Annotated in this window: 12 protein-coding genes; 3 read left to right on the top strand and 9 right to left on the bottom strand. The window is 49.0% G+C overall.

What is annotated here, in order from left to right:
* From ACO6UX_RS02815 to ACO6UX_RS02800, 4 genes are all read right to left on the bottom strand, one after another.
* Nucleotides 1-1,764, bottom strand: coding sequence for a type I secretion system permease/ATPase (locus tag ACO6UX_RS02815; RefSeq protein WP_422444644.1), 1,764 nt, complete (start codon nt 1,762-1,764; stop codon nt 1-3).
* 306 nt (nt 1,765-2,070) lie between these two features.
* The gene (locus tag ACO6UX_RS02810; protein WP_422444642.1) at nt 2,071-2,532 is read right to left on the bottom strand and encodes a nucleoside deaminase; all 462 of its coding nucleotides are present in this window, start codon (nt 2,530-2,532) and stop codon (nt 2,071-2,073) included.
* Nucleotides 2,533-2,620: 88 nt separating this feature from the next.
* Nucleotides 2,621-3,190, bottom strand: a complete 570-nt coding sequence (locus ACO6UX_RS02805) for a hypothetical protein (protein ID WP_422444640.1) — start codon at nt 3,188-3,190, stop codon at nt 2,621-2,623.
* 366 nt (nt 3,191-3,556) lie between these two features.
* Nucleotides 3,557-3,826: a hypothetical protein gene (locus tag ACO6UX_RS02800; protein WP_206679410.1), complete on the bottom strand. Its 270-nt coding sequence runs from the start codon at nt 3,824-3,826 to the stop codon at nt 3,557-3,559.
* A 215-nt stretch (nt 3,827-4,041) separates the two neighbouring features.
* Here ACO6UX_RS02800 and ACO6UX_RS02795 point away from each other — a divergent pair, with 215 nt between their 5' ends.
* From ACO6UX_RS02795 to ACO6UX_RS02785, 3 genes are all read left to right on the top strand, one after another.
* Nucleotides 4,042-4,641: a glutathione S-transferase family protein gene (locus tag ACO6UX_RS02795; RefSeq protein ID WP_422444638.1), complete on the top strand. Its 600-nt coding sequence runs from the start codon at nt 4,042-4,044 to the stop codon at nt 4,639-4,641.
* A 256-nt stretch (nt 4,642-4,897) separates the two neighbouring features.
* Nucleotides 4,898-5,725, top strand: a complete 828-nt coding sequence (pyrF, locus tag ACO6UX_RS02790) for an orotidine-5'-phosphate decarboxylase (protein WP_422444636.1) — start codon at nt 4,898-4,900, stop codon at nt 5,723-5,725.
* 349 nt (nt 5,726-6,074) lie between these two features.
* Nucleotides 6,075-6,707 carry a hypothetical protein gene (locus ACO6UX_RS02785; protein WP_422444634.1) on the top strand — a complete coding sequence of 211 codons (633 nt, stop codon included), beginning with the start codon at nt 6,075-6,077 and terminating at the stop codon, nt 6,705-6,707.
* A 106-nt stretch (nt 6,708-6,813) separates the two neighbouring features.
* On the opposite strand, the gene ACO6UX_RS02780 is transcribed toward ACO6UX_RS02785, so the two are convergent.
* The 5 genes from ACO6UX_RS02780 to ACO6UX_RS02760 form a co-directional block, all read right to left on the bottom strand.
* Entirely contained in the window at nt 6,814-9,009 is a 2,196-nt protein-coding gene (locus ACO6UX_RS02780; RefSeq protein ID WP_422444632.1) for a putative Ig domain-containing protein, read from the bottom strand.
* A gap of 234 nt (nt 9,010-9,243) precedes the next feature.
* Nucleotides 9,244-9,639, bottom strand: a complete 396-nt coding sequence (locus ACO6UX_RS02775) for a hypothetical protein (RefSeq protein ID WP_422444630.1) — start codon at nt 9,637-9,639, stop codon at nt 9,244-9,246.
* 208 nt (nt 9,640-9,847) lie between these two features.
* Nucleotides 9,848-10,696: an ABC transporter ATP-binding protein gene (locus tag ACO6UX_RS02770; RefSeq protein WP_422444628.1), complete on the bottom strand. Its 849-nt coding sequence runs from the start codon at nt 10,694-10,696 to the stop codon at nt 9,848-9,850.
* Between the two features lie 17 nt (nt 10,697-10,713).
* Entirely contained in the window at nt 10,714-11,730 is a 1,017-nt protein-coding gene (locus tag ACO6UX_RS02765; protein WP_422444626.1) for an ABC transporter permease, read from the bottom strand.
* A gap of 40 nt (nt 11,731-11,770) precedes the next feature.
* Nucleotides 11,771-13,111 (bottom strand): CmpA/NrtA family ABC transporter substrate-binding protein, encoded by a 1,341-nt coding sequence (locus ACO6UX_RS02760; protein ID WP_422444746.1) that lies wholly within the window; start codon nt 13,109-13,111, stop codon nt 11,771-11,773.
* Nucleotides 13,112-13,163 lie beyond the last annotated feature (52 nt).

The raw sequence follows: 13,163 nt of genomic DNA, 5'->3' as shown, positions 1-13,163 counted from the left end.
TCAAATCACAACCTCCTCTGCGGTCTTCGGTGCAGAGTGTTGAGCCTTGTTCGCCCCCCTTAACACATCATTAGTACTGCCACTGACACTGATTTTTCCCTGATCAAGCACCACAATATGGTCCATCGCATCCAGCAGATTCATTTTGTGTGTCACCAGTATGACGGTGGTCTCTTTCAGTTCCAGAAGTAGCTGGCGAAAACGCGCCTCCGCCTGTGAGTCCATGGCACTGGAAGGTTCATCCATAATAATGGCCAGCGGGTTTGTCACCAGAGCCCGTGCCAGGCCAACAGCCTGAGCCTGACCACCGGACAGATGCCGTCCGCCCTCACCCACCATAAAATCCAGGCCTGTACTGCCTGCCTGGATTATGTCCTGCAAACCGGACTGCTCCAGTGCTCGCACAATATCGCTGTCGCTGATCCCTTCACGGTGCATAGTGATGTTGTCACGTAATGAGGCGTTAAACAGTTCGGTGCGTTGCCCAACATAGCCTACGTGACGACGGAACCAGTTCGGATCAATCTGACGAAGATCCATACCATCGACACCAATCAACCCTTTGCCAGGCTCCCGGAGCCCCATCAGCAGTTGCAGGAAAGTGCTTTTTCCAGAACCCATCCGCCCGAGAACGGCCAGCCTGGTTCCCGCCGGAATCTGCAGATTTATATCACTCAGCAGGTCAGGAGCATTCGGGTAAGCAAACGACATATTATTGATATAAAAATGCCCCTGAAACCTATCAGGCCGGAGCAGTTTGCGCTCCTCTGGATACTCCTGGGGAAGGTTCATGATCTGCCCGGTATGATCCAGCGCCTGCACTGTTTTTTCATACTGGTTCAATAAACCAATCACCTGTGAGACAGGGGCAGCACAACGACCGGAAATCATCATGATGGCGATTAACCCGCCCATGGAAAGATCACCCACACTGATGAGATAAACACCGGATATAACCAGTGCAACGGTGTTCAGCTGAAGCATTAATGTGGTGACCTGGCCGGTAATGGTCTGCAGATGACGTATTTTAAGCGAGGCATCGGCAACCTCGCGGTTCATTTGGCTCCACTGCTTCTGATTCTGGCTTTCAACATTACAGCTCTTCACCGAAATCAGCCCGAGTAACAGCTCCATTAAAAAGTTCTGCCGCTGGGCTGAGGCCCCCTGCTGCCGGGCAATCACGGACTGAAGAGGCCTGTTCAGCAGCCAGGCCACAGTCAGGGCAATACCAATGCAAACAACCGGAATAATGACCAGCCAGCCGCCCAGCCAGACCACCAGCCCAAGAAACAGCACAACAAACGGCAAATCGATGAACGCCATGACCGTTGTCGAGGTAATAAAAGAGCGAACGCTGTCAAACTCGGCCAGCTGATTCATAAGATTACCCGCACTGCCGGGGCGACTGGATAGCTTCAGCCCTAACAGGCGATCCATCAGGCGGGAAGACAGGGTGAGATCAACCTGTCGTCCAGCCAGGTCAATATAGCGGGATCGGATCAGTCGAATAACGCCCTCAAAAAAGAACGCAAGGACAACGCCGGTTGCCAGCATCCACAGGGTTTCAAATGCCTGGTTAGGAACAACCCTGTCGTATACATTCATGACAAACAGAGGGGATACCAGGGCAAAGAGATTGACCAGCAAACTGGCCAGCAGCACATCTCTGTAGACACGCCAATAAGGTGCAAGGGCATGCCAGAACCATGGGTAGAGAGAAGCCTGCTTATTGTTATAAGTGGTTTCTTTGTTGGTTGTATGCACTTTAATTCTTGTCGTTAGTTGAAACGTGGCTACTGCTGGATGACGGGTAATCTACGGCTCTGGGCACGGCAAATTATCCGTTGCACGAAAAAATCCGGTTTTGGCATCATCAGTGGATCAAAGCAACCTTAGCCAATCCGTAAAAAATGTGAATTCGTGCACATTTTTACCATTTTATAAGTATTATTACCACCCGAACTCACTTAACCCGGAAAAGTCAGCCGATTGAGATCAGCAGAGTTTTTTTGTGGCGGAAGGAATAATAAAAACTTATGGATGATAAGCAAAAGACAGGCAGTAATACTTTTATGACGGGTGCGGCCAGAACTCCATGATCAGTTCGGAGGCTCGCTCTTCTTCAATCGGGCCAACAACATTGATGGCCGGGTGGCAGCCTTTAAAAATCTCATGGCAATCTATATCAATAGACTGTCCTGATAGTTGCTGGAGTGTTTTGCCACTGCAACCAAATACAACTTTAGAGATGCCTGCCCAGTAAATAGCGCCAGAACACATGGCGCAGGGCTCAGAATTTGTGAACAGTGTGCACTGTTCCAGTTCATGCTGAGAGAGTATCTGGTGAGCCCTGGAAATCAGATTCATCACTGAATGCCGGGTTACATCATTATCGGCAATGGACGTGTTTCCCGCTTCTATGACGACACGTCCTTCCTGAGCAAGCAGTGCTGAAAATGGCAGCTGGCCATGATCAGCACTTTGCCTTGCCAGTTCTATGCTGTGTAACAGCAAGGATGAATACTCATTCATACAACATGACTCATGTTTAACAGCGGCACCAGCAGTGTAGACTGTATAAAAATGTCGTGCAGGTTAATTTTCATGCATTCATGCCTGTTCACATGAGTTTGTAGGTTTTATACTGATCAATCAGATCGGGAAGAGAATAATGTTTCCAATAATCATTACCAATATGGAGTTTTGCCGACTCACATCCATAATCATCTATAAACGTAATGATCGTTTTCTCGTTTCCCTCTAACACTTCAACCTTGGCGTTCGCTGTACCGTCTAAAGACATTCCAGGATGAAAACCAATATGAGAAGCTCCTTTGGTTGTGTGAATATCGATGACGACGAGCATTAATTTTTTAAAATTCAGACGTCCGACAACAGAATAGTTAATAGAGCCTTCGAATGTCAGAGATACAGGAGGGTTAAATGGTTCCTCCAGATTAGCCACCCTGGTGTCCTGGTCCGAATTGACGGGTGTTTTTGGAGGATCATGCGTTTGAATCTCAAAGTTTGCAAGACTGGATTGCTCTTCAGGACCAACGGGGTTCTGGCGCTGGGGCCGACTTTCTTCATGAACAGAAACATCGCGACCAGCTAATGAGGCTGCTCTTTCCTTTTTATGATCTGGCGGTTGTATTGCCGAAATCAACACTATCTTTGGATTGAGCAACATTAATAGCTGTGTCCATTGATAAACTCCTTTTCGTTACTCTCTCTGATATAATTCTATGAAGTTAGAGGCTTTTTTGGCTTTTAATTTTTTTAATGCCGTATTCAAATTTAATAATAAAATTAAGTTTGCTGAATTTTGGACAAGCAAATTAACTGATAGTTCAATTTATATCCTGATCCCTTTTCCTTTCATTAAATCCGTTGGCAGGGTAGCGGCCCACTTAAATAGTTAACCAAATAAAACATATTTTCTGACCAGATGATCAGTCACTCCCGGCAACGGCTCCTGCGCTCGCTCCTGCATCCATGCAGTCGTGCGGTGTTAGAATTCTGCGGGAGGCTGACCGAGAATAGACTGCCCTACTACTTAAAGATCCTCAGCCCATGGCATTTCCGGCAGAGCATCCAGGTTCGTGTTATACCGCTGTTCATTGAACGCCGTCTGATGATTAACCACATCCAGCAGCTCAACACACAGGGCGCAGGCGATGTACTGAATGGCTTCTTCCCGCTCAACACCTTCCAGCATCAGCCTCATCAGGGTCTCTTTTACCCTTGGTGGGTTATTTTCTGCCAGCTGGTTTTCAACTATTTCGATGATGGCCTCACCACTCATCAAATCGTCACTATCGATCATTACCATATACCCTGGAATTTTATAGAAAGCCTGCATTCTATCGAGAGTGGCATTTGAATGCTCACTGTAGATAGAAAATGAACAATGTCATTTACTGTCTATGTAGCAAAAGGGAAGCTTGTCGCACCCATTCTTCTTCCACAAAATAGACTTGCACCGTCTTTGAATAAAGAGTACCAATATCGGACAAAATTTTGGCAAACAGGAGGAAGCCTGTGTACAAAGTTTACGGAGATGCCCAGTCCGGCAACTGCTACAAGATCAAGCTGCTGATGAGCCACCTGGATATTGACTGTGAGTGGGAGCACACCAATATTCTGGGTGGCGGAACGCATACCGATGAGTTTCTGGCCATGAACCCCAATGGCAAGATTCCGGTCATGGCATTACCCGACGGGAATTACCTGTGGGAGTCCAATGCCATTCTGAACTATCTGGCTGACGGCACTGACTATCTCCCTTCAGACCCTTTCCTCAGGGCAAAAGTTCTCCAGTGGCAGTTTTTTGAGCAATACAGTCACGAGCCTTATATTGCAACGGCCAGGTTTATCGTGAAATTCCTTGGCAGACCCAAAAAGCATGAGGCTGCTCTGCAGGCCAAGAAAGCCAGTGGCTACAAGGCACTACAGGTAATGGAGACGCACCTGGAGCATCATGACTGGCTGGTTGGTGACCAGATGACCATCGCTGATATCAGCCTGTATGGCTACACGCATATTGCACCGGAGGGCGGGTATGGTCTGACCGATTTTCCTTTTATCATGGCCTGGCTTAAACGGGTCAGGGAACATCCAAAGCATGTGAAAATGGGGTAATGGCTTTAACCCGGATATTTCATAAACTGCCCCGAATCTCGCGCCGGACTTTGTCGCTCTAAGGGATTTTGTGAGGGAGCGCCGTACCGCGGAGTACGGTCGACTGAGCAAAACTCCCTTAGAGCGGCAAAGGACAAGCGAGATTGGGAGCACGTTTATGAAATATCCGGGTTAAGCCCCACCAAAGCATGTATAAAGATAACGGATACTGCTAGACTCCCCGCTCAGCACTTTTTACCTAACGCTGAGGTTAACAATGGGGTTTCTTGATCGGGTTCAGGCTGCCATGGAGAACAACAACACACTGTTGTGCGTTGGCCTTGACCCTTCACCCGAGCGCTTTCCTGCCGCTATTCAGGCGATGGATAAGTCCATCTTTGCATTCAATAAAGCCATCATTGATGCAACCGCCGACCTGGTCTGCTGTTATAAGCCCCAGGCGGCCTATTATCATGCCCATGGTGCTGAAGATCAGCTGGCCATGACCATTGATTACATTCGTACTCAATATCCGGCTATCCCGGTCATTCTCGACTCCAAGCGTGGTGATATTGGCAGCACTGCCAGCCAGTACGCCATTGAAGCCTTTGAGCGTTATCAGGCCGATGCGGTGACCGTAAACCCCTATATGGGGATTGATACCATAGAGCCATTCTCAGGCTATGCAGATAAGGGAACGGTAGTTCTGTGCCGCACCTCAAACCCCGGCGCTGCTGCTATTCAGAACCTGTCGGTCCGCCAGGCCAATGGTGAGTCGGCCATGCTGTATGAAGTGATTGCCCGGATGTGTCAGGAGCAGTGGAATAAGCATAACAATATCCTGCTGGTTGTTGGTGCCACAAACCCAACGGAGCTAAAGCGTATTCGGGACATTACCGGAGATATGACGTTCCTGGTGCCGGGCCTTGGCGCTCAGGGTGGCGATGTGGAAGCAACCGTTAAAAATGGCCTGAACAGCAAAGGCCAGGGAATTATTGTGAACTCATCCCGTGGCATTATTTATGCCAGTGGTGGCGATGACTTTGCTGAAGCCGCAAGGAACGCAGCGATGGAATTACGGGATCAGGTAAACCGTTATAGATAGTCCCAGTCTGCGACTATTGACTGGTACATCATTTCAATAAGTTTGATGTGTACAATCTCCGTTCACCCTGAGCGCCCTTCGGCTCGGCTCAGGATGCACGGACGAAGGGTGATTGGCACAGTCTTTATTCAAGGCACGGTGTTTACGCCCTTCGACTCCGCTCAGGACGAACGGAGCTTGGGAGTCATTGATCGAAGGAACCCATCAATTACATTGAAACCATGTACTAGAGTCGTTAATAGCCATCGGTAATTTAGCAAAATTATTCTCACGTCGGCATGAACACCACGATCAGATTGATGTCTCTTTCATGGGTAACTTCTTTAAATTTGCCTAACAAGGTTGTTCCATGGACCGATCGTCACCAACACCCTTCTCTGTTGACCACTCAACCACTTTTCCTGATCACCGACCGTCAACAGAAAACCAATCGGAAGTACAAGCATTAAACAGGAGTTTGCGAAGAGAAGAGCCGGAAAAAATGCTCCCGGATGGTCAGACCAGGGGAGATCATGATCCATCAAAATCTTTAGCGTCTTTGCGAGCCTCCCGGCATTCAGATCCGGAAGTTTCAGTCCGTCAGAAACCATCGACAACACATCCTGCAGCGGAAGATTCAGTGGAAAGAGTCAAAGACAAAACATTATTTTTTGAAGGGAAAATAGCAGAACAACAGATCCAGACATGTCAACCCAGGCCGTATAGTTCCCCTCACTTATCAAATCAACACTGTCAACCGGCAAAAGTCAGTGCCGAAAGTCAGAGCATGCAAGACCTTCGTTATTATAGTGATCGCTCTTGTGCGCCATGGGAGCAAGAGTTCAGGGCCATTGGCCAAAACCCCACAGCATCAGCGACCACACAGCAGCCAACAGAACCATCTGCCAAAACGCCTGAAAAGGTGACGCAAGAGTTACAAAACGTGATTGATGATCTTTATGGATATCTTGTGCAATTGGGTGTCAGGCCAGAGAGTGAGTGATCAGGATATAAATCTGTGACTTGTTTTTATTTCTTCAAGTCAGATGTAAAAGACCCGGTTACCACGCTTTACGCAGGAACCGGGTCAGGGATGGAAAACTACCTGGTTATTCTTGTGATGCCTCCCGGATGCGCTCCTGCCATTGCAGATAAATGCCGGTGGCCAGGTTTTCCTTCTCGGTCATAATCACGGGTTTGTTGCTGACGGCGGTATTGGTGGCAATAACCACGTCACCGGTTGCAGCCAGACGGTCTAAGATCAGATCAGAGTCACCAACCGGGAAGTCAATGGTCAGCACCCCGCCGCTAATGCTCCAGTCCATGGCATTGTCAGTATCACCGTCCATCACCACCGTTGTATTACCAAAAGCAAATTCAACGATCATTGGATCAGCGTCATCGGTGGTACTGTCATCGTCAACGTAATACCAGGTTTTACCGGTCAGCTGCGCCGTGGTCCAGCCTGCATTGGTGAAATCAGCTTTTGACCAGGCAATCAGATCACCCGAATCAATGGGAACAGCAAAGGCATTCTCTTGAGAGACATAAAGGAACTGATCGGTTTCTGCTCCATCATTATCATTAGTAGTCAGCCGGTCACCATCCACAGAGTATGGAAAGCAAACATCAGGTCCGTTATCAGCCTTCTGGCAGGCTTGGCCCTGATAGAGAGAAGCCTCAAGAACACCTTCGTCACCAAACTCCACTTCGTTCAGACTCGCTATAAAGCGGTAGTCACTGGCAGAGCTGCCGAGCAAAAAGCTGTTCAGGTCACTGGCCGTTACTTCTGGCAGATAGTTCTGCTGGATGTTGAAGTACAGACTGCTCATCTCCGCTTCGAGGGTATCATTGGCATAGGCAATTACGCCAAGAATCTGGTCTTCTTGGGTTGAGCCTAAAATATCAAAATCGACGATACAGCTGTCTGCATCCTCAACAAAGTATTCCGTGTCAACACTCAACGGATCAGCGAAGTCACTTCGTACAATCTCAAAGCTTCTGAACAGGTTTTTGACCCGGGTTTCACAGGTGCCGCTGGTAGGCAGGCCATCAAAATACAGATCGATATCAAGATCTCCATTATCAGACCCAGGCAAGCCCAGAGTCACGGAAACCTCGCCTAATTCATAGCTGTTACCATTTTTCCGGTAGTACTGGAAATCACCATTTTCTTCCGGCATGGCGCTGGTCAGCTGGATTCTGGCTTCTGCATTGGCCTTGCTCTTAAACCAGGTCAGTGCTTCGGTTCCTTCACCAGTTTCAAAGTACTGTACCAACGTACCGTTATCGGAGGAATCAGTGAATGCAAAACTGTCATCGAGCAATGAAAGCTCAGCTGTTGAATTATCAGACCAGGTTATCTTTATCTTGCCAGACTCAACGGTGTAATTCCCGGCTGCGGTTGGCGTATCCGTACACGTCGTGCGATTGGCAGCGGTGCGAGTATTCAGGTAGGCAATGCCACCGGCAAACTGCAACGTGTCACACCATACACGAGTGTAGTCGTTTGTAATATCGCCATCACCATCATCGGAACCTCGCTCAATCTGGTACCAGACTGTGTCTTCCAGCGGGTGTGAGCCTATACCTTCTAGAATGGTCAAATTGAACTCGGCTGCAATAGTATCAGCATGTGCGCCATCACCAGCATTAACCACAAAGGACAATGGGTTATTTACAGTGTTGACTGTAGGGGTGCCGCTGAAGACCAGCTGGTTATTGTCGTAGTCAATTTCCAGTCCGGCGATATTCTCATTGACAGTAATGGTCAATTCATCGCCGTCATCATCGGTAAAAAGCCCGACAATAGAGACAGTTTGATTAACCTCGATACCTTGTTGCAGCCCAAGGTCGTTGATCACAGCCTGGATAGAATTTTTTACATCATCATCTACCATGGGCGGCGTATTGGGTGCGATAACGTTCAGGTCAAAAACGGCAGGATAGGAGCGAACGCCTTTGGCATCCCGGGCATAAACATAGATTTTGTAAGTGCCTGCGGCAGGCGGTGTTCCAGTAATAGAGCCAGAGTTTGCGTCAATTACCAGGGTAGAATCTGACTCCGAATCGATCTCCAATTCGTATGTCAAGGCATCGTTATCACCATCTTCGAACCAGTTGGCTACTGATAAAGAGAATGCATCACCCAGATTAATATTCTGGGCTGCGCTGCTCGCATTCCCGGTTACGGTTGGAAGACTGTTTGGCGTTGAAGTCACCCTACCATCATTAGCAACTGAAATAACCGGTTTGAAATCGTCAATATCGTCAGAGTCGATGGCGTCCTGCGCATCTTCCGACACCTCTTTAACAATCGCCAGCTTCTCCGTTAATGTCAGGTCAGAATCTTTGGCATCTTCCTCATACAGAATCTCAGCAATAATATTAATCGCCTTCCCTTTATCATCGCCGCTCTTCTTTGCTGCAACAAAATCCCCAAATACATCATCAGCGGTGACGCCAGTTAAACCAACAAGCTCTTCAATTACTTTATTTTTAGCTTCATCTACCGTTAAAGAATCATCCTGTTCCAGCTGCTATACCACCAGATTGGTCAACGGGCTGACAACGGTCTCACCGGCAGGTGCTTTTAATTCGAGAGGACGTTCAACAGGGCCCTGGTCTTCATCAATCGTTTTACCGACTATGGTTTTAATACAAATGGTATTGTCCTGATACTCGATGGGAATATTCACGAGACCGCCATCACCGGTTTCCAATTCCAGATCCATTTCACAACCATCATCAAGGTCGTCATTAGCATCTACCCACACCTCGGCATTTTTCAAATACCCATCCATCGCGGTAATACTGAATGTACTGCCACTGGATCCTGCGCCTGAAGAGCTGTCGCCCCCACCACAACCGGTTAATAACAGGGCCGATGCCACTGCCGTTGCCAGCGCAGCAAAATTTCTTTTTATTGTTAACAAGTCCGTTATCCTAATGGTTATTTCGTTATTATTTATTTGCCACTACATTCTCTTTTTAAATGACGAATGTCGTCAAGCGTGTTCTGTAACTTTCACAAGCCCGGCAGTGATAATAAAGTATTTATTGAATGGTTCTGAATCATTCAATCTACTTCAGGACGAACGGAGTTTGGTGGCTCCAAAATGTGGAAATGATTCAAGACTATTCCTAAGCAGCTTCATGCTGCCTGCTTTCCTGCACTTTTTTTCTGACCCTGGGTTTAACCATGGGTTCAACCTTTCTTTGCTTCTCATACAGGAATTTCAATACTTCGGAACGCAGTCGTGTATATTCCGGATCCTGTGCCAGCTCCAACCGGCCCCGGGGTCTTTCCAGGTTGATCTCGAGAATCTCGCCCACCGTTGCAGCGGGGCCATTGCTCATCATCACAATACGGTCGGATAACAGAACCGCTTCGTCTACGTCATGGGTGATCATGATGACGGTGTTATTCAGCTCCTGCTGGATTTCCATCAGAGAGTCCTGCATGTGGGCGCGTGTCAGGGCATCCAGGGCACCAAAGGGTTCGTCCATCAACAGGATGTCCGGCTGCATGGCCAGTGCCCTGGCAATACCCACCCGCTGTTTCATGCCGCCACTGATTTCATCCGGACGTTTATGCATGGCATGATCCATATGCACCAGCTGAAGGTTATGCTCAATCCACTCTTTGATCTCTGCCCTGGTTTTTGTACGACCAAACACCTGTTTCACCGCCAGCTCAACATTTTGGTAAGCGGTCAGCCAGGGCAGCAGTGAGTGGTTCTGAAAAACCACCGCCCGGTCCGGGCCGGGCTCGGACACCTCCCGGCCATTTAAAATCACACCACCACTGCTGGCCTGCAGAAGCCCCGCGACGATATTCAATACGGTTGATTTACCGCAGCCTGAATGACCAATCAGCGAGACAAACTCCCCTTTGGCGATTTTCAGGTCAACCCCTTTGAGTGCGGTAAAAGGGCCTTTCGGTGTATCAAACACCATATCGATATGACTGATATCCAGCAGTGTGCTCATGAGCAGGGTTCCCTTTATTAATGAGTGGCTTTGCTTTTATCCCAGGAGGCAAAACGCTGGATGGCCAGCATGGCACGATCAAGGCCAAAGCCAATCACACCAATGACGATCACGGCAACCATAATGCGTGCCAGCGAATTTGAGCTGCCATTTTGAAACTCATCCCAGACAAATTTGCCCAGCCCGGGGTTTTGAGCCAGCATTTCTGCCGCAATCAGCACCATCCAGGCTACTCCGAGGGAGAGGCGCATACCGGTAAAAATCATCGGTACCGATGCGGGCAGTACAATTTTCTGAACGTGTTTCAGGGCAGGCAGTCGCAATACACGACTGACGTTTATCAAGTCACGGTCCAGGGAAGAGACGCCTACCGACGTGTTAATCACCATGGGCCACAGACAGCAGAGCATCACGGTGATCATCGAATTTAAAAAAGACTTGGCTACCAGAGGATCAGGGCTGATGTAAAGTGCACTGACAACCATGGTCACCAGCGGCAGCCAGGCCAGGGGTGAAACCGGTTTGAATATCTGAATGATCGGGTTCACCGCAGCATTCAGGGTTTTATTAAGACCGATGGCGATACCCAGGGGTATGGCAACCACGGCTGCCAGCAGAAAACCACTCATTACGGTGACCAGGCTGGTAACGATCTGATCAAGAAAGGTTTCCTTGCCGGTATAGGCCCGGATTTTTGGCACATAGTCAGGGTCTTTGGCGACACGGGCAGCATTGCGTTTTTCCTGCCGCTGATAGAAGGCTTCTGCCTTTTCCCGTTCGGTGACATGCTCCTGGTAAAGAGAGCCAAACTGCTCCCACACCGCCACTGGCCCCGGAAATTTGCCCAGCGAGGTATCAATATTCCGCGCAGCGCCAGACCAGATCAGCAGAAAGACGACGATGCCAATGATGGGCATCAGTACCGTGCTGAACACTTTCCCGGGATTCACCGTAATGCCCAGCCCGGCAAGAAAAGACAACGGTGATGACTTGCTCTCATTGACTGACTGACTGACAACCGAGGCATCCGTCATAATCCACTCTCCTTCACTTCCCTTAAAAAAGGTAACAGGATCAAATCCTGTCACCCTGCTTCAGACCGATGTTGAACTGGTTGATGTAGTCGTTTGGCTTTTTGCCGTTGTAGACCAGGTTGTCGATAAAGTGTGTCTGTGGATCACGGAAGCCATCTTCTGACTCGAAGTCCGGAAAGTCCTGCAACTTAACCAGTGCTTCATCCACCAGCGACAGTGCCGCTTTTTCATAGATATCCGGGCGATAGACTTTGGCAGCCAGCTCTTTGTACCACTCATCGCTCTTGTCTTCTGCAATCTGCCCCCAGCGACGCATTTGGGTGAGATACCAGATCGCATCGGAGTAATAAGGGTAAGTGGCGTTGTAGCGGAAGAACACATTGAAATCTTCTACTGGTCGTTTGTCGCCTTTCTCGTACTCAAAGGTACCGGTCATACTGTTGGCAATGACTTCATAATCAGCGCCAACATAGTTGGATTGTGACAGGATTTTCACCGCCTCAGGCCGGTTGGCATTTTCGTTGGCATCCAGCCACTGGGCTGCGCGGATCAGGGCCCGTGTCAGACGTATGGTGGTATTGGGGTACTTGTTATAAAACGCCTCGGTAATCCCGAACACCTTCTCTGGGTTGTTTTTCCAGATCTCATAATCGGTCACCACTGGCACGCCGATATTCTTGAAGACCGCCTGCTGATTCCAGGGTTCGCCGACACAGTAACCATAGATAGTGCCAGCCTCCATGGTGGATGGCATCTGTGGTGGTGGTGTGACGGAGAGCAGGGCATCGGCATCGATCTGGCCAGAGGTATCCCCTTTATGGGGCGCATAAAATCCGGGGTGAATACCACCGGCGGCCAGCCAGTAGCGAAGTTCATAATTGTGGGTAGAGACGGGAAAAACCATCCCCATATTAAACGGCTTGCCTTCAGACTGGAATTTCTCAACCACCGGTTTCAGGGCATCCGCCTTGATCGGGTGCTGAGGTCGGCCATCGGCCATTTTGGGGATATTGGGTTTCATCTGGGCCCAGATCTCATTGGACACCGTAATCCCGTTACCATTCAGGTCCATCGAGAATGGTGTAATGATATTGGCCTTGGTACCAAAGCCCATGGTGGCCGCCAGAGGCTGCCCAGCCAGCATATGGGCACCATCCAGACGCCCGTCAATCACGCCATCAAGCAGCACCTTCCAGTTTGCCTGGGCTTCGATGGTGACATAGAGCCCTTCATCTTCAAAAAAGCCCTTCTCGTAAGCAATGGCGATGGGTGCCATATCAGTCAGCTTGATAAAGCCAATGGTCAACTCTTCCTTTTCCGGATAGCCAAGCTCAAAGTCTGCCTTGGCACTGGCTTGCCCGGTGAAAGCACTCACCCCCATGACGGCACTGATGGCAGCAACCTTACCTAACTTGGCAGCCTGCTGAACCGAT

This window comes from Endozoicomonas sp. ALB091 (genome assembly GCF_049310265.1).
Classification (GTDB): domain Bacteria; phylum Pseudomonadota; class Gammaproteobacteria; order Pseudomonadales; family Endozoicomonadaceae; genus Endozoicomonas.
Note: the sequence above shows the minus strand (reverse complement) of the source record. Positions and strands in the feature narration are given on the sequence as shown.